This is a genomic window from Pseudidiomarina planktonica (assembly GCF_900177775.1).
GTDB lineage: Bacteria > Pseudomonadota > Gammaproteobacteria > Enterobacterales > Alteromonadaceae > Pseudidiomarina > Pseudidiomarina planktonica.
On the sequence record NZ_FXWH01000001.1, the window covers coordinates 96,623 to 112,804 of the forward strand.

Consider the following 16,182-nt stretch of genomic DNA (forward strand, 5'->3'; position numbering starts at 1 on the left):
GTTACTCAGCCGCTTGTTGCAAGCGTGCTTCTTTTTCCAACTTCTTGCGAATACGGTCGCGTTTTAGCTTAGATAAGTAATCAACAAACAGCTTGCCATTTAAATGGTCAATTTCGTGTTGAATACAAATCGCTAATAAACCCTCAGCCGTTTTGGTAAATTCCTGTCCGTTTTTGTCCAATGCTTTGACCGTTACCGTACCGGCGCGGTCGACTTTGGCGTAAACGCCTGGGAAAGATAAACAACCTTCTTCATTGGTGAATTCGCCGTCACGTTCAATGATTTCAGGGTTCACAAATACCAGCGGCTCATTTTGATCTTCGCTGCAGTCAGCAACAAACAAGCGTTTGTGTACGTCTACCTGGGTGGCCGCTAAGCCGACACCCTGAGATTCGTACATGGTTTCAAACATGTCATCAATGGTGGCGCGCAGGGCGTCATCCACTTCAGCAACAGGCTCGGCGAGGGTGCGTAAGCGTTCATCTGGGTAAGTTAATATTGTCAGTAGGCTCATATCGTTTAATCTAGTTAATTCAGCTATAGTCAGTTTAACTTAAACTGGGGTGTAAAAGACAGTTTTACAAGGAGCGCAGCCGCTTGAACTATGTCACGAAGCAAATAGCCGCATTGTTTATCAGTATGTGTGTTGGTTTAGTCACTTTTACTGCGCACGCCGACGTACTGCGAATGCGTGAAGATGCGCCGCAGGAATATGTGGTGAAACCCGGCGATACCCTGTGGGATATCTCGGCACTTTTTCTGGAAGATCCCTGGCGGTGGCCCGAATTGTGGCAGCACAATGAAGAGGTTGCCAATCCGCACCTGATTTATCCGGGTGACAAGCTTTACCTAAGCTGGCGCGATGGTCGGCCGGTGCTCACCCGCAAACAAATGCGGGAGCTAACACCAAGCGGCGACATAGTACGCAAATCACAACAGCCATTGAATATGTTCTCGCACAGTATGCTGGAACCTTTTCTAACCTATCATCAGTTGCTGAGCAACGAAGTTGCTGAGTCGGCCGCCCAAATCATCGGTAACAATACCGCGGCACAGCGCCTATCAGGCCACGCGCCAGTATTTGTTGAAGGCAGTGAATTGGAAGCTCGCCGGTATGGCATTTTCACGGTAGTGAATGAGTTAGAGCAGGGCGTATTGGTTCGTCACATTGCTGATGTAAAACTGCAAGGCCAGCAAGACGGGTTATGGCAAGGTGAACTAAGCCGGTTGCAGCGAGAAGTTCGACGCGGCGATTTAGTGCTACCGTTAAGCGACGCCAGTTATCCATTAAACTACCGTACCGAAAGCGGTGTAAATGGGCTGTCGGGTCAACTGGTTGCCAGCCTGAATAGTCAGTTGCAGCAGGGTAAGTACGACGTAGTAGTGCTGGACAAAGGCCGTCGAGATGGCGTTGAAGTAGGTCAGCTTTATCAGGCGGTGCGCCCGGGTATTGAGTTACTTATGGGCTACGACCGGCCGGTAGTGAAAGCCGACGCCGATAAATGGCAACAGCTGGTTGCCGGAACTGGCCGCCAGGTGCAATTACCGGAAGCCGCAACCGCTGAAATGATGGTGGTAGATACCGCCGAAACCGCAAGCTTTGCCATTATTCTGCGCAGCCACGACTGGCTCAGAATTGGTGACCGTTTTATTGCTTTAAGTAATGACGCTAGTGGTCAGGAGACTGCTCAGAGCCGCTAACCAGTTTGGTAATTTGCTAACCACAGGACGTACAGCATGGATGCTGACAACCTTAACGGCGCTTTGCAATTGGCACTGGCGCCGGGCCGTCAACAACGGTCATTACGCCATGCCAATAGTTTTGCTAGCGCGTGCGCGCAATTGCCGGAACCCGACCCAGCTCTGGTGGCGCGTACTTTAAGTTGGCTTACTACCGACAACACCCACATTGTACATTGGTTTCATCCAGCCTATCCGGATCATCTGCGTGCTATCCATAAGCCACCTTTGGCCCTGTTTTGTCAGGGCAATATTGATCTGTTGCAGGCCTTTCAGATTGCCTTTGTTGGCAGCCGCAAAGCCTCCCCCAGCGGCCTTCATACCGCCTCATTTTTGGCTGAAAAGCTGGCGGAACGGGGTGCTGTTATTACCAGCGGCCTGGCCTTAGGTATAGACGCCGCGGCACACCGAGCGGCATTAGCCGTTGGCACTAGCGTGGCGGTTATCGGCACTGGCGTCGACCGCTATTACCCACCACGTAACCGCCAGTTACAGCAACAACTGGCCAGCGCTGGACTAGTTGTGAGTGAATTTCCACCGGGTTGGCCAGCTAAGGCCGATCACTTTCCCCGGCGTAACCGTCTTATTGCCGGGTTAAGTCAGGGCGTAGTGGTAGTTGAAGCGGTAGAAAACAGTGGTTCACTTATTACGGCACGGTTTGCTTTAGAGCAGGGTCGCGAGGTATTTGCGGTACCCTATTCAATGTGGGAGCCGGCCGGTTTTGGTTGTAACCGATTGATCCAGCAGGGGGCCAAGCTGGTATTGACTGAAGAAGATATCATCAGTGAGTTTCCAACATTGCTGAACGGGCCGATAACCCCCGCCAAATGTACCGAAAATAAATGTTTAGAAGGCTTGGCAAACGCCCCGTTGTTGGCTAATGTGGGAAATGAAGTAACGAGCATAGATGTTCTGGTTGCACGCAGTGGCTTATCTGTTGAAGTGGTAACCGAGCAACTGGTTTTACTAGAATTAGAGGGCCTCGTAGCTTCAGTACCTGGCGGTTTTATAAGAATGGGGAGGCGCTAACGATGTTTGATATCCTCATGTACTTGTTCGAGAACTACATTCACTCCGAAATGGAAGTGGTGATTGATCACGATGAACTAACCGACGAGTTAACCCGTGCGGGTTTTCACCGCCAAGAAATAAGCAAAGCTTTGGCGTGGTTGGAGCGTTTGGCTGACTTGCAGGACAGCCAGGATAAACCATATTTAAACCGTTCTCCGAGCAGTGCAACACGGGTTTATACTGCCGAAGAGGTAGCGCGTCTGGATTGCTCCAGTCGTGGTTTCTTAATTTATCTGGAAACCCTGGGCGTATTAGATTTCGCAACTCGCGAAATGGTAATCGACCGGGTGATGGAACTGGATACACCTCAGTTTACGCTGGACGATTTGAAGTGGGTGGTGCTCATGGTGCTGTTTAATGTGCCGGGGCAGGAAGACGCCTACGATCAAATGGAAGGCTTACTGTTTGAGGAACCGGATGGTCCGTTGCATTAAATGACCAACGATGCCTTTATTGAGCCACAGCCACTGGGCGTACCTTGCCCTCAGTGCGGGCAAGAACTCCTCCTAAAAAAAGGACGCTACGGCCTGTTTGTTGGTTGTGGCGCCTATCCTGATTGCGAATATATGACCTCCGCGGATTTCGATCCGGGCACCGACGTGCCTTGCCCCGAGTGTAAAAATGGTACTTTAGTACAAAAAACCAGCCGCTTCGGTAACTCGTTTTATGCCTGTGACGCTTACCCAAAATGCAAATTTTCAGTAAACTTACCGCCGGTGGCTCAGGCCTGCCCAAGTTGTGACTATGCGATCTTGTTGCGAAAAAAATCCGCAGCCGGAGAACGTTTGGTTTGCGCCCGCAAAGAGTGCGGTTACAAATCTGACTTAAGCTAACGCATTACCACCTTTTTTAACTGCGACTAAAATGAAACCATGATGACAACAGTATCGGCAACACCTGATTGGACTAGTGCCCGCGAAGCGTTTAACGGCGGTGAACTGCTGGCTTACCCAACCGAAGCGGTATTTGGGTTGGGCTGCGACCCCACCAATGAGCAAGCGGTTCAGCGTTTGCTTGATCTAAAACAACGGCCCGTGCAAAAAGGCCTGATTCTGCTTGCTGCCGATTACAGTCAGTTGTTACCCTTCGTGGATGATAAAGCCATAGGTCAGGACAAGCGCTTCAGCGTGTTTTCGCACTGGCCAGGGCCGGTTACTTTGCTGTTGCCGGCGCGGGCCGATTGCCCCCAGTGGTTACGTGGCGAGCACATGACTATTGCTACCCGGGTTACAGCTTTTGAGCCAGCCCGACAGCTGTGTAAAGCGCTTGGCTCAGCCATTGTTTCCACCAGTGCGAACTTGAGTCAGCAACCAGCGTTGACCAGTGCAGCGGAAGTTGAACAGAGCTTTGGAGACCGCCTGGGTTGGATTTATCAGCATCCGGTTGGCGGCGCACAAACGCCGTCCAAAATTATTAATCCTTTAACGGGCGAAGTGGTACGTAACGGGCTATGAGCACACATCAACTTGAACAAGTAAAAACCTACCTACTGAACTTACAGGACGAAATTTGTGCCGGGCTTACAGCTGCCGACGGTGGTGGCGAGTTTGCCGAAGACAGCTGGCAACGGCCGGGTGGCGGCGGTGGCCGGTCGCGGGTGCTAAAACAGGGTGGTGTATTTGAACAGGGCGGGGTTGGTTTCTCGCATGTGCACGGCGACCAGATGCCGGCGTCCGCAACGGCCCACCGACCCGAATTAGCCGGTCGTGACTTCAACGCCTGCGGCGTGTCTCTGGTGATGCATCCGCATAACCCTTATGTACCTACCAGCCATGCCAATGTGCGCTTTTTTATTGCCGAAAAGGCCGATGCCGATCCGGTTTGGTGGTTTGGTGGCGGGTTCGATTTAACCCCGTTTTATCCGTTTGATGAAGACATTAAGCACTGGCATCAGGTTGCGCATGACGCCCTGAAGCCATTTGGTGACGACCTGTATCCCAAGTTTAAAAAATGGTGCGACGATTATTTCTGGTTGAAGCACCGTGAAGAAACCCGCGGTGTGGGTGGCTTGTTCTTTGATGATCTGAACGACCGTGAATTTGAGGAAAGCTTCGCTATTATGCGCGCGGTGGGTGATGCCTACTTAACTGCTTACCTACCTATTATTGAACGCCGTAAAGCCATGCCTTTTGGTGAGCGCGAACGTGAGTTTCAGCTGTATCGACGCGGCCGCTATGTGGAGTTCAATTTGGTGTGGGACCGAGGCACATTATTCGGGCTGCAAACTGGCGGACGTACCGAATCTATTCTGATGTCGATGCCACCGCTGGCGCGCTGGGAGTACGGCTATGAAACCGAACCCGATAGTGCCGAAGCACGCTTAACCAGCGATTATCTTCACCCGCGCGACTGGCTGAACGAACTTTAGGTATCGATGCTGTTAATCATGTGGTGAGCCAGCGCGGTAAACTGGCTGCGTAACTGCATTTTTAACAGCGGATCTGTCACTTGCTCGTCCAGCGCCTGATACATACACAGCAGCCATTGATCGCGTAGCTTGGTATCAATCCGAAAAGGCATATGTCTGGCGCGCAGGCGCGGATGACCGTATTTTTGCTCAAACAACGCCGGGCCGCCCAACCAACCACTTAGAAACTCAAAGAATTTCTGGCGAATGCCCGTTAGCGGTTGTGCATGTATTGCCAGCAGATCTGCTGCCGCCGGGTCGCTTTCCATAATGTCGTAAAAACGCTCCGCCAGTTGGCGCACACCGGGCTCACCACCTAATTGCTGATACGGTGTTAAAGGTGTGTTAGTTTGTTGCTTTCTCATAAGCTTACGAAAGAATTTCCACATGGCTTTATTTACGGTATTTGGTAGCCCAATTGCACATAGCCTGTCGCCACAAATTCAGTTGGAATTTGCGGACCAATTTGGCCTGGTGAATGAATATCGCCGTAGTTTATCATCGCCGGGGCGTTTTGCCGCCGACGTTGCGTATTTTTTTCGACATGGTGGCAGTGGCGCCAATGTCACTGTTCCCTTCAAGCAACAAGCTTATCAATTAGTTACTCACACCACCTTAAGAGCACGTCAGGCTGGCGCGGTGAATACCCTTATGGGCCGTGGCGCCGGGCAAGTGCTGGGTGACAACACTGACGGGTTAGGTTTGGTGGCGGATTTGCGTTGGCATTTAGCTAAGGCACAAGTAGGTGACTTAAGTGGCAAAACGGTGTTGTTGTTAGGTGCCGGTGGCGCGGCGCGCGGTGTGGTAGGCCCCTTGCTGGATGCTGGTGTGGCCAGGCTAACGGTTGCCAACCGTACCGAAGCAAAGGCCGCTGATTTGGTAGACCGGTTTGCCGATAGCAGGCTTGCTTATTGCAGTATGAATGAGCTTCCGGCAGCCGATATTATTATTCAGGCCACCAGTGTTGCCTTGCAGCAGCAAGCGCTTACTTTGCCTGCGAACCTAGCAGCACAGGCGGTGTTGTGCTATGACATGAGTTACGGTGCAACGCCCACGAAGTTTTTACAGTGGGCGGCAGCGAATGGCTGTGCAAATTGCCTAGATGGTTTGGGTATGTTGGTTGAACAAGCGGCACTGAGCTTTGCGTTGTGGCACGACGGGCTGTTACCCGATTCTCGAGCGGTAATAACTAAGTTGCTGGAACGAAATACTAACGAATAGCGTTCAGCTTAATTTGAGGACAGTAACTATGGCGGAAACAAATGCTCTGGCAGCGGCGGACTCAACTCCGAAAATGCAGCGCGCCCGTCAGCCCAAACAGAAAGAACAACGCCGGGATGCCATTTTACAGGCTGCGTTGTCTCTTTATTTACAAGGTAATGGGCAGTTACCGAAAATGGACGCAGTAGCTAAGCAAGTGCAACTGGCCAAGGGCACTGCTTACATTTACTTCAGCAGCAAAGAAGAAATTTATCAGGCGTTATTAGAGCAACAGTTAACCAGTTGGTTAGCTGCTGTACAAAAAGCTTTGAAACGCCCGCAGCAAGATCCTTTGCCTCAATTAGTGCAAGCCTTCCAATGCTGGGAGCATCAACAGCCGCATTTGTGGACTTTAGCAGCGCTGAATCAAACCGTGCTGGAACCGGCCATTGACACTAAGAAGCTGCTGGCGTTTCGCACCCGCATGGCACAACAGTTCCGACAAACGGCTGAACGCATTCAAACCTTCCTGCAAATGCCTGCCGGGCAGTCAGCACTGCCAGTATTGCTGCAAACTTATGCCAGCATGGTTGGCTTATGGCAATTCAGTAAAGCGCCGGCGGCGTTGTCGCGGTTAATGCAAAACTCCGCTGGCGGAAATCTGCAAATTAATTTTCGGCAGAGCACTACCCACGTTTGTACATTACTGTGGCGGGAATATCAGCAGCAATCGCAGCCGCAGAAAAAAGGGGCAAGTTTAGGTGGGTGGTTCTCGCGTCCGCGTTAACCTTTTGGGGTAGGGCGGCGGTCGCGTAGTTTTACATCCGGGGTTAAGTTCACGTCACCGTTTTTATCAACCGTGGCCAGTTCGCCATCGCGTTTTACTATGGCAATAGGGCCGTCTTCTTCATTGCGAATAAAAGCCAGCTCATAACCAAATTTTTGCAACTGGTACACCCCGAATTTCTGCTCCATAGACAAACGTTCCCACCACTGATGTGTAGTGAGTTCAACCCGGCGCCGCTCGAACTGCTGCAGCTGCGCTTGTTCTTTCTCTGTTAGTGGCATGGGAGCGCTCAGGATCTGTTTATGCAATGGTGCTAGCATAATGGCTATCATCAAAAACTACCAGTTTTCGTCTTTATATTTGAATTCAAGCGGTTAGCGTTAGTCAATTCCAAACGAATCTAAACAAATGAAATTACCCAAGGAAATTAGTCTAAAAAAGGATGATCCAATACTGGATCTAAGATCCTTTTGTGGTAGTCTAACTGTCCTGTCGAAACACGGCAGATTGTAGTTCCCCGGGTTAATCGTTGTCCTCGGTAAAATCAGTTTCCACAACTGACAAAAAAATATAAAAATAAGCTGTCAGGGTCACGTCAGAAGTCACACTCCCTGTTATATCAAAGACTTACGTCTATTCAGATACTAGTGAAAATATAATTTTCTCTGGTAGCGCGGATCGTTGCTCACAGATATATCCACTGGTTATCCACAGCCTCATGGACTCCCCGCGCTGGCTTGATTTCGCCGCTTGTGGCATGCTTGTGGCATTCCGATACGCCACGAGATCGAACGCACTTTATGAACAAAAAAATCCCTGAAAATCCCTTTATTTTGGTTGATGGTTCCTCCTATTTATTTCGCGCCTTTCATGCGCCACCGCATTTAACGAATTCCGCCGGCGAACCTACAGGTGCTATTTATGGCGTCGTGAATATGCTCCGCAGTTTGGTGAAGCGCTACAAACCATCGCACATGGCGGTCATTTTTGACGCCAAAGGGCCAACTTTCCGCAACGAAATGTATTCGGAATACAAAGCGAATCGCCCACCCATGCCCGATGATTTGCGCTCACAAATAGAGCCACTGCATAAAATTGTGCAGGCCATGGGCTTGCCATTACTTTGCGTAGACGGTGTGGAAGCCGATGATGTGATTGGAACCCTGGCGCAACAGGCGGGTGATAAAGGGCGCTTTACGCTTATTAGTACCGGCGATAAAGACATGGCGCAGTTGGTAAACGACCACGTATACCTGATTAATACCATGAGCGGCGATATCTCCGACACCGAAGCGGTAAAAGAGAAGTTTGGGGTGCGGCCGGATCAAATTATTGATTATCTGGCGTTAATGGGCGACAGCTCCGATAACATTCCGGGTTTACCAAAAGCCGGTCAGAAAACCGCGCAGGCGTTGTTGCAGGGGTTGGAAAGTATTGATGCCATTTACGAGAACACCGCGGCTGTTACCGAGCTGTCGTTCCGTGGTGCTAAAACTATGCCCGACAAGTTGGCAGAGCATAAAGATCAGGTGTATATGTCGCGCGATTTGGCCACCATAAAATGTGACGTACCGCTCGACTTTAAACCGGAAGAACTCACTATTTCTTCGGCCGATACCGAAGCCTTGAAAGAACTGTATGGTCGTTGCGAATTCCGCCAATGGTTAGGTGAGTTGTTAGCGCAGGGCGCTGTGACCGATCAGGCGTTACAGCGTGGGGCAGACTCTGCAGCCTCAGTAAGCTCCGCGGCAGATTCCGACACTGGGTCCGACAGCGCACTTACCGCCAATCAGTTTGAAGATTGTGATTATTACGCCATTACCGAGATGGCCGAGTTTGACCAATGGCTGGAGAAGCTCGGCAAGGCTGACTATTTTGCCTTCGATACCGAAACCACCAGCCTGAACTACATGGAAGCCGAGTTAGTAGGCGTGTCGCTGGCGATAAAGCCTGGCGAAGCCGTGTATATACCAGTGGGGCACAATTACCCTGGTGCGCCGGATCAGCTGTCTCGCGATGAGGTTCTGGCCAAGTTAAAACCGTTACTTGAGGCTGATTCACCGAAGAAAGTCGGCCAGAACCTGAAGTACGACGCTCATATTCTGCGTCGCTACGATATTCGTCTAGACGGCATACTCAGCGACACCATGCTGGCCTCTTATGTGTATAACAGTGTTGGCTCGCGTCATGATATGGACACCTTAAGTCTGCAGTATTTGCAGCATAAAACCATTAGCTATACCGATGTAGCCGGCAAAGGTGCCAAGCAAATTACCTTTAATGACGTAGCACTTGAGCAGGCTATTCCCTACGCTGCGGAAGACGCCGACGTGACCCTGCGCTTGCACGAGCACTTATGGGGAACGCTCAGTGGTGAAGGCAAATTAAAGCAGGTGCTAACCGACATGGAAGTGCCGCTTATTCCGATTCTGTGCGACATGGAACAACGCGGCGTGCAAATTGACGCCCAGTTGCTGGCCAAACAAAGCCACGAACTTGCTATGAAGTTGCAGAACTTAGAAGAACGAGCCTACGAAATTGCCGGTGAAACCTTTAACTTAGGGTCACCCAAGCAACTTCAACGCATTCTGTTTGAAGAGTTAAAGCTACCTATTTTAAAGAAAACGCCAAAAGGCGCGCCGTCTACGGCCGAGGAAACACTGCAGGAACTGGCTTTGGATTACCCGTTGCCGGCGGTCATTATGGAGCATCGGGGTTTAGCCAAGCTGAAGTCTACCTACACCGACAAACTGCCAAAAATGGTGAACCACCGTACCCAGCGCATTCACACGTCGTATCATCAGGCGGTTACCGCTACCGGGCGTTTGTCGTCAAGCGATCCGAATTTGCAGAATATTCCGATTCGTACCGAAGAAGGGCGCCGGGTACGTCAGGCGTTTACCGCACCTGAAGGTTATGTGGTGCTGGCTATAGATTATAGTCAAATTGAGCTGCGCATTATGGCGCATCTGTCGCAGGACAAAAACTTGCTGCAGGCATTTGCGCGGGCGCAGGACATTCATAAGGCAACGGCCGCGGAAGTATTTGGGGTAAGCCTGGAAGACGTAACCAATGAGCAGCGCCGTAGTGCCAAAGCGGTTAACTTTGGTTTGATTTACGGTATGTCTGCATTTGGTTTGGCGCGCCAGTTAGATATTCCACGCCACGAAGCTCAGCACTATATGGACAAGTATTTCGAGCGCTTTCCGGGCGTACTGGAATATATGGAAACCACGCGCGAGAAAGCCAAACAACAGGGCTACGTAGAAACCATTTACGGTAGACGTTTGCACTTGCCGGAAATTAACGCGCAACACGGGGGCCGCCGTAAAGCTGCCGAGCGTGCCGCCATTAACGCGCCTATGCAGGGCACTGCTGCGGACATTATTAAGCGGGCCATGATTAAAGTGGCAGATTGGATAGAGCAAAATACCAGTCGTGGTGATGTATGGATGATCATGCAGGTACACGATGAACTGGTGTTTGAAGTAAAAGCGGAGCAGTTGGAAACGTTGCAGGCCGAATTAGTGAAAGTAATGGAAAGTGCGGCACAGCTGGACGTGCCGTTAATTGCTGAAGCCGGATCGGGCAATAACTGGGACGAGGCACACTAATTAGTTCTAATAAATGAGCCAATTAAGTTATTGAAATAAAAGGAGGATCAAAATTATTTTGATTTTTCTGAACTTTCGTAAAGGGGCTAAGTCTGAATATATGAAGGGCACGAAAAACCCTTCAGAGATGTTCTCTCCCTGGATTGTTAGATTTTATACCCGGCCTCTTGGCCGGGTTTTTTTTGCTTGCGATTTGCGAACCAAACGCCCACTAAGATGCCAGCAAAACCAATGCCTTGTTGCAGCCAGAACGGCTCGCCATCCAGAATGCCCAGAATGACCGCAACCACCGGAATCAAATAAGTAACCGAACTGGTGAATACCGTATTGGTCATTTGCACTAGTGTATTGAAAATAACCAGCGCTGCCGCAGTACCTATAATTCCCAAAATCAAAATAGCGGTAAGAGCAAACCAGGCATCAGGTTGCTGCATGGTTTGTTCTATTGGGGTGCCCAGGAATAAATAGAGAACAGCCGGCGGCGCTACCAAAAACAGCGACACGCCAGTAATAGTCAGCGGACGCAAATCGGCAATGTGGTATTTAATGAGGTTTAGATTCAGGCCGTAGCAAACCGTGGCGGCAATAACCAATAACGCGAAACTATTGAACTGTAAGTCACCACTGGCGCTGGCGGTAATTAACAGCACCGTACCGATCATGCCAATAATAACGCCCAGCCATTGCTGCATCAGCGCTTCACGTTTAAATACCAAAGTACCTAACAACAGGGTGGCAAGTGGGGTAAAGGTATTAAGTACACCAGTTACGCCGCTGGTGAGCTGGGTTTGTGCAAAGGCAAATAAGAATGCGGGAATAAAGCTGCCCACCAAGCCTACACATATAAGCTTTAGCCAGTGACGCTGGGAAATGGCGCGAAAGCGTTTCCATATAAAGGGGAGTAATACAAAGCCGGCAGAGCCGATACGAATCGCGGCAAGTTGGTCTGGGCTAAATGCCAGCAGGCCTTTTTTAATCAATAAAAAAGAACTACCCCAAATTAGCGCAAGTAACAGTAGCAGCAGCCAGGCGCTGCGTGGAATATCATTCATCGTCTGCCGTAACCGGGTTAGGATCGTTAAACCATTCGGTTAATTTGGCCTCAACTTTATCCAGACCAAGTTTACTGAGCGACGAGAATGCCTCAACGGTTACATCGCCACCGAACACCAGTGCAGCTTCGCGGGCTTTTAATAAGGTTGAGTTGCGTACGCCGGGCTTTAATTTGTCTGCTTTGGTCAGCAGTACCAATACTCGAATTTTGCTGTCGGTAGCCCAGTGCAACAGTTCTTGATCTACTTCACGGTAGGGGTGGCGAATGTCCATAAGTAACACCAGGCCGCGCAAAGATTTGCGCATTTGCAGGTATTCACTAAGGGCCAGTTGCCATTTTTCTTTTACTTCTAACGGCACTTTCGCGAAGCCATAACCGGGTAAATCCACCAGGCGCTGATCAGGTTTCACTTCAAATACGTTGATAAGCTGAGTACGACCAGGCGTTTTACTGGTTCGTGCCAGAGCTTTCTGTCGGGTTAAGGTGTTCAGGGCGCTGGATTTACCTGCGTTAGAGCGACCTGCGAATGCGACTTCAATACCTTCGTCCGCTGGTAATTTACTGATTTCTGGGGCGCTGGTAATAAAACGCGTAGGCTGGAAATTGATAACACTCACCGGAACATAACCTTTATCTGACAGAGGGATGACATGTGTTTCGCTTTGAAACTATTGTTATTGCGCATAGTATCACCGATGCTGCTATTTCCGCCAATGATCGTTATTGTTACAAATACACCCACGAACTATGGTGGTTTCGACGATTAGCCATTTAAACCTTACTCGTTTTGTGTAAAATAGCGTCTGTTGAATTTTTTGTCTGTGCGTACACGGGCGCAGTGCGCCAACCAATACAGAGATATCAAGCATGAAAAAAATTGCAGTGTTATTCGGACTGTACGTTGCTGTCAGCGGTTATGCGTTGGCCAACGGTGATGTAGAAGCTGGCCAGGAGAAAGCGCAGGTATGTGCTGCTTGTCATGGTCCGCAGGGTAATACAGCGGTAGACATGTACCCGAAACTAGCGGGTCAGCATGCATCTTATATTGCTAAGCAGTTGCATGATTACAAATTAGCTGCCGAAACGAATGGTGAAGAAGGTCGCGCTAACGCGATTATGCAGGGTCAGGCAATGGGCTTGAGCGATGAAGATATCGCCGACTTGTCAGCTTACTTTGCAGCGCAGGAGCCTGAAATTGGCACCGCACCTGAAGATGTGGTTGCACGAGCAGAACAATTATATCGTGGTGGTGACTTAGAGCGCGGCATTGCGTCCTGTGCGGCTTGTCATGGCCCGCGTGGCGATGGCATGGGCTTAGCCAAGTTCCCAGATATATCAGGGAACCACGCAACTTATGTGAAGCAACAATTAGAAATGTTTCGTAGTGGTGAGCGGGCCAATGACCCGAATGGCATGATGCGTGATATTGCTAGCAAACTAACTGACGAAGATATTGATTTACTGTCAAAATATTTAGGCGGCTTGTACTAACGGAACCGCTTAGTTGATTTTTGGTTATAAAAAAGTGATTTTTTAGATCATAAAAATCATTGAATTAATATCTGGTTCACGTACTCTTACATCACGTTCGATAAGGCCTTATCGGCCTTTGACCAGAAAAAGTTAGTAAAGTTTAAAATCCAGGGAATAAAAAAAAGGCCAGGAGGCCAACTTTAAATTAGACAAAAAAACAACAACAAAGTCTGATTTAAGCGCTAGAAAAATAATAATAATAATAATAAATATTACGGACGATACACATAATAACACGGAAGAATTGTGACAACCGTTCTCGAATATCACACGTGCGCTGTGTGGATGAGAATAAATTAGGCGATGGCAACATCGCCTTTTTTATTGCCTGAAGCATGCAGAAATCTATAAATCAGTTAAACTACTCCTCATAACCTTCTTCTGTTCCTGCACTCCCGTGCACAACACTCGAAAACACTAGCGTAATTGAACACACATAAAAGGTTGTTATGACTCGCATCAAGAAAACACGTAAATCGGGCCCGCTGGCGCCGAGCAAATCCACTCAGGCGAAAACCAAGAGTGAGTCGAAAGACTCAGTGAAGCGCGGTAAAGGCCATAAACCTGGTAGCCGTCACTCATCTGCAGAAGTGACCAAAGCAGGTAGTAACACGGGCGGTAGTAAAACCGATCCGCGCCACGGCAGTAAGAAGCCGGTACAACTAGTGCAGCCGGGTGCCGTTACCACTGGTGTTGCCAAAACAGCTACTACAGCGCCGCCTACTACCGAGCAGTTGCAGAAACAATTGCAGCAACTGGAAAACGATACTCGCTTACAAGATCTGCTCGAGCGTATGGAAGCTGGAGAAGACTTGAACGATTCCGACACCGCTTACGTAGATGACTGTACAGAACGTTTTCAGCAGTTGGCTGAAGCCCTGGGGCTTGATGTTGACGACGAGGACGACGACGAAGATTACTAAGGGGTAGTAAGTATGACAATGAACGTCTGGTGGATTAGTGCGATAGTTATTGGTGTGGCTATTATTGTTGGCTTAGCATTTTACGCAGGTAGCCTGTTAGGTCGCTTGAAGCGTCAACAGCAACGGCAGCAGAAAGCCGCAGAAGCCCGTAATGAACGTCTTATTGAAAGCATTGTTACTATTGCCCGCTCTATGGATCAGAACCAGTGTTCCTACTCTGAAGGCGCGTTACGCTTAACGGTGTTGTTAGACTTAATGGTGTTAGAGCCAAAACCTAACTTTGTTGAAGAGTATCCGGGCTTACACGACATGTACGAGCGCATTAAGCACATGCCAACGCATGAGGCTCGTAAAACCTATCCGAAACCGGAAATTCGTAAAATGGATGCTGAGCGGGAAGCTTATGAAGAGGAGCTTGCAGATGCCATTAAAACTGACATCCGCAAGCTGCTGGAACGTTTTTAGTCAAAACTGTTAGTTCGAACGGTAAACGTGGCCGGCTTTCATTACAAAGTTAACGTCGGCCATGGCTTCAATGCGCTCTAACGGATTACCCGAAACAGCCACAATATCTGCCATTTTACCTGGTGCAAGAGTACCAATTTGCGTATCGCCCAGCAGGTCAGCGGCATCATGTGTTGCTGCCTTAATGGCTTCAAGTGCCGGCATACCAGCCTCTACCATGTAACCAAACTCACGATAGTTCTCGCCGTGGTCGTACACGCCAGCATCGGTACCGAACGCAATTTTCACACCGGCTTCATAAGCTTTGGCAAAGGTAGCCTGAATTTTAGGGCCAATAGCTGCCGCTTTTGGACGCACAATTTCCGGGAAGAAGCCGTCAATTTTCGAGCGTTCGGCCACAGATTTACCGGCTGTAATGGTTGGTACGTAATACACGCCATGCTCTTTCATTAAGTCCATGACTTCTTTGTCCATGTAAGTACCGTGTTCAATTGAGTGAACACCAGCCTTAATGGCGCGAATCATGCCTTCTTTACCGTGAGCGTGCACCGTTACCTTCATTTCATAATCACGCGCTGTATCTACCACAGCTTTAAGCTCGTCAATCATGAACTGCGGATTTTGGCCGCTTTTGGCAACACTTAAGACACCGCCAGTGGCAGTGAGCTTAATCAGATCTGAGCCGTCCTGATAGCGCGCACGTACTGCTTCACGAGCTTCCAGTGGACCATTAACTACGCCGTCGTACGGAGAAGGCTCGTCTACCAGGCCGTCACGATGACCGTTGGTTGGATCGGCATGACCACCGGTAGTTGCAATAGATTTACCTGCTGTATAAACCCGCGGGCCTACTACTTTGCCTTGCGCAATAGCCTTGCGTAACGAGATGCTGGCTTTAAACGAGTCGCCGAGATCGCGCACTGTGGTAAAGCCGGCCATTAAAGTTTTTTCAGCAAAGTTTGCGGCTGTTAAGGCTACATCGGCAGCGTTGTCGGTGTAACGAACCATATAAGAGCCCGGGCCTAGCTGTGAGGTTAAATGGGTGTGCATGTCAATAAAACCAGGCATCACAGTGGCGTTGCGGCGGTCAATTACGGTATCGCCTTCGCCCGCTTCACGGTAGCCATCTTCAATAGCAGCTATACGGTCATTATTCACCACAACTGTAACTTGTTTTCTGGGCTGGGCACCAGTACCGTCAATTAAAGTACCAGCATGAATAAGAGTGTCGGCTTGAACGTGCCCACTAAGTGCAGTCAGGGCAAGCGCCAAAGTTAATTTACGCACCACGAGCTCCTTGGTTATTAGATTTGTTAGGGTTCATGATCACATTAAACAGCGCTGTGGTGCATGGTCAAGCTTTGTACCGGGTTTCACACCAGTTTCGC

General features: G+C 49.6%; 18 protein-coding genes. 12 read left to right on the forward strand and 6 right to left on the reverse strand.

Translation table 11 applies throughout. The features are described from left to right. Position 1: 1 nt before the first annotated feature. Positions 2-514, reverse strand: coding sequence for a peptide deformylase (gene def / locus CCE91_RS00465; protein ID WP_086433302.1), 513 nt, complete (start codon positions 512-514; stop codon positions 2-4). An 83-nt stretch (positions 515-597) separates the two neighbouring features. Here def and CCE91_RS00470 point away from each other — a divergent pair, with 83 nt between their 5' ends. The 6 genes from CCE91_RS00470 to hemF are packed head-to-tail and all read left to right on the forward strand — an operon-like array spanning position 598 to position 5,179. Continuing rightward, positions 598-1,701: a LysM peptidoglycan-binding domain-containing protein gene (locus CCE91_RS00470; RefSeq protein WP_126797198.1), complete on the forward strand. Its 1,104-nt coding sequence runs from the start codon at positions 598-600 to the stop codon at positions 1,699-1,701. Positions 1,702-1,737: 36 nt separating this feature from the next. Continuing rightward, complete coding sequence (gene dprA / locus CCE91_RS00475; RefSeq protein ID WP_086433304.1) at positions 1,738-2,769, forward strand: DNA-processing protein DprA; 1,032 nt, start codon at positions 1,738-1,740, stop codon at positions 2,767-2,769. A gap of 2 nt (positions 2,770-2,771) precedes the next feature. Then, entirely contained in the window at positions 2,772-3,245 is a 474-nt protein-coding gene (locus CCE91_RS00480) for a DUF494 family protein (RefSeq protein ID WP_086433305.1), read from the forward strand. After that, positions 3,246-3,644: a DNA topoisomerase family protein gene (locus tag CCE91_RS00485; protein ID WP_086433306.1), complete on the forward strand. Its 399-nt coding sequence runs from the start codon at positions 3,246-3,248 to the stop codon at positions 3,642-3,644. 42 nt (positions 3,645-3,686) lie between these two features. Continuing rightward, positions 3,687-4,265 carry a Sua5/YciO/YrdC/YwlC family protein gene (locus tag CCE91_RS00490; protein ID WP_086433307.1) on the forward strand — a complete coding sequence of 193 codons (579 nt, stop codon included), beginning with the start codon at positions 3,687-3,689 and terminating at the stop codon, positions 4,263-4,265. Further along, positions 4,262-5,179, forward strand: coding sequence for an oxygen-dependent coproporphyrinogen oxidase (gene hemF, locus CCE91_RS00495; protein WP_086433308.1), 918 nt, complete (start codon positions 4,262-4,264; stop codon positions 5,177-5,179). The genes CCE91_RS00490 and hemF overlap by 4 nt, the downstream gene beginning before the upstream one ends. Here the strand turns inward: hemF and CCE91_RS00500 are convergent. Continuing rightward, positions 5,176-5,583, reverse strand: coding sequence for a group II truncated hemoglobin (locus tag CCE91_RS00500; protein ID WP_234996220.1), 408 nt, complete (start codon positions 5,581-5,583; stop codon positions 5,176-5,178). The genes hemF and CCE91_RS00500 overlap by 4 nt on opposite strands. Positions 5,584-5,605: 22 nt before the next feature. Here CCE91_RS00500 and aroE point away from each other — a divergent pair, with 22 nt between their 5' ends. Further along, positions 5,606-6,439, forward strand: coding sequence for a shikimate dehydrogenase (aroE, locus tag CCE91_RS00505; protein ID WP_086433310.1), 834 nt, complete (start codon positions 5,606-5,608; stop codon positions 6,437-6,439). Between the two features lie 28 nt (positions 6,440-6,467). Next, positions 6,468-7,205, forward strand: coding sequence for a TetR family transcriptional regulator (locus CCE91_RS00510; RefSeq protein ID WP_086433311.1), 738 nt, complete (start codon positions 6,468-6,470; stop codon positions 7,203-7,205). Here CCE91_RS00510 and CCE91_RS00515 read toward each other — a convergent pair. Further along, the gene (locus CCE91_RS00515; protein ID WP_126797196.1) at positions 7,202-7,486 is read right to left on the reverse strand and encodes a hypothetical protein; all 285 of its coding nucleotides are present in this window, start codon (positions 7,484-7,486) and stop codon (positions 7,202-7,204) included. The two genes, CCE91_RS00510 and CCE91_RS00515, sit on opposite strands and share 4 nt — an antisense overlap. A 519-nt stretch (positions 7,487-8,005) precedes the next feature. Between CCE91_RS00515 and polA the strand changes: the two genes are divergently transcribed. Continuing rightward, positions 8,006-10,819, forward strand: a complete 2,814-nt coding sequence (polA, locus tag CCE91_RS00520) for a DNA polymerase I (RefSeq protein WP_086433313.1) — start codon at positions 8,006-8,008, stop codon at positions 10,817-10,819. A 146-nt stretch (positions 10,820-10,965) separates the two neighbouring features. On the opposite strand, the gene CCE91_RS00525 is transcribed toward polA, so the two are convergent. Beyond that, positions 10,966-11,871, reverse strand: a complete 906-nt coding sequence (locus CCE91_RS00525; protein WP_086433314.1) for a DMT family transporter — start codon at positions 11,869-11,871, stop codon at positions 10,966-10,968. Next, on the reverse strand, positions 11,864-12,490 hold the full coding sequence (gene yihA, locus CCE91_RS00530) for a ribosome biogenesis GTP-binding protein YihA/YsxC (RefSeq protein ID WP_086433315.1): 627 nt from the start codon (positions 12,488-12,490) through the stop codon (positions 11,864-11,866). Before yihA ends, CCE91_RS00525 begins: the two co-directional genes overlap by 8 nt. Before the next feature lie 250 nt (positions 12,491-12,740). Here yihA and CCE91_RS00535 point away from each other — a divergent pair, with 250 nt between their 5' ends. From CCE91_RS00535 to CCE91_RS00545, 3 genes are all read left to right on the forward strand, one after another. Then, positions 12,741-13,364 (forward strand): c-type cytochrome, encoded by a 624-nt coding sequence (locus CCE91_RS00535; protein ID WP_086433316.1) that lies wholly within the window; start codon positions 12,741-12,743, stop codon positions 13,362-13,364. Positions 13,365-13,855: 491 nt separating this feature from the next. After that, positions 13,856-14,329 (forward strand): Der GTPase-activating protein YihI, encoded by a 474-nt coding sequence (gene yihI, locus CCE91_RS00540; RefSeq protein ID WP_086433317.1) that lies wholly within the window; start codon positions 13,856-13,858, stop codon positions 14,327-14,329. 12 nt (positions 14,330-14,341) lie between these two features. Next, a complete protein-coding gene (locus tag CCE91_RS00545; protein ID WP_234996221.1) occupies positions 14,342-14,794 on the forward strand; it encodes a DUF2489 domain-containing protein in 453 nt (150 codons plus the stop codon). Positions 14,795-14,803: 9 nt separating this feature from the next. On the opposite strand, the gene CCE91_RS00550 is transcribed toward CCE91_RS00545, so the two are convergent. Then, positions 14,804-16,081 carry a metal-dependent hydrolase family protein gene (locus CCE91_RS00550; RefSeq protein ID WP_086433318.1) on the reverse strand — a complete coding sequence of 426 codons (1,278 nt, stop codon included), beginning with the start codon at positions 16,079-16,081 and terminating at the stop codon, positions 14,804-14,806. Positions 16,082-16,182: the final 101 nt, after the last annotated feature.

Coding starts and splice junctions, on each gene's coding strand:
- polA (WP_086433313.1), top strand. CDS start 8,006: ATGAACAAAAAAATCCCTGAAAATCCCTTTATTTTGGTTGATGGTTCC.
- hemF (WP_086433308.1), top strand. CDS start 4,262: ATGAGCACACATCAACTTGAACAAGTAAAAACCTACCTACTGAACTTA.
- CCE91_RS00515 (WP_126797196.1), bottom strand. CDS start 7,486: ATGCCACTAACAGAGAAAGAACAAGCGCAGCTGCAGCAGTTCGAGCGG.
- CCE91_RS00510 (WP_086433311.1), top strand. CDS start 6,468: ATGGCGGAAACAAATGCTCTGGCAGCGGCGGACTCAACTCCGAAAATG.
- aroE (WP_086433310.1), top strand. CDS start 5,606: ATGGCTTTATTTACGGTATTTGGTAGCCCAATTGCACATAGCCTGTCG.
- CCE91_RS00480 (WP_086433305.1), top strand. CDS start 2,772: ATGTTTGATATCCTCATGTACTTGTTCGAGAACTACATTCACTCCGAA.
- CCE91_RS00545 (WP_234996221.1), top strand. CDS start 14,342: ATGACAATGAACGTCTGGTGGATTAGTGCGATAGTTATTGGTGTGGCT.
- def (WP_086433302.1), bottom strand. CDS start 514: ATGAGCCTACTGACAATATTAACTTACCCAGATGAACGCTTACGCACC.
- yihI (WP_086433317.1), top strand. CDS start 13,856: ATGACTCGCATCAAGAAAACACGTAAATCGGGCCCGCTGGCGCCGAGC.
- CCE91_RS00485 (WP_086433306.1), top strand. CDS start 3,246: ATGACCAACGATGCCTTTATTGAGCCACAGCCACTGGGCGTACCTTGC.
- CCE91_RS00490 (WP_086433307.1), top strand. CDS start 3,687: ATGACAACAGTATCGGCAACACCTGATTGGACTAGTGCCCGCGAAGCG.
- CCE91_RS00500 (WP_234996220.1), bottom strand. CDS start 5,583: ATGAGAAAGCAACAAACTAACACACCTTTAACACCGTATCAGCAATTA.
- CCE91_RS00525 (WP_086433314.1), bottom strand. CDS start 11,871: ATGAATGATATTCCACGCAGCGCCTGGCTGCTGCTACTGTTACTTGCG.
- CCE91_RS00535 (WP_086433316.1), top strand. CDS start 12,741: ATGAAAAAAATTGCAGTGTTATTCGGACTGTACGTTGCTGTCAGCGGT.
- dprA (WP_086433304.1), top strand. CDS start 1,738: ATGGATGCTGACAACCTTAACGGCGCTTTGCAATTGGCACTGGCGCCG.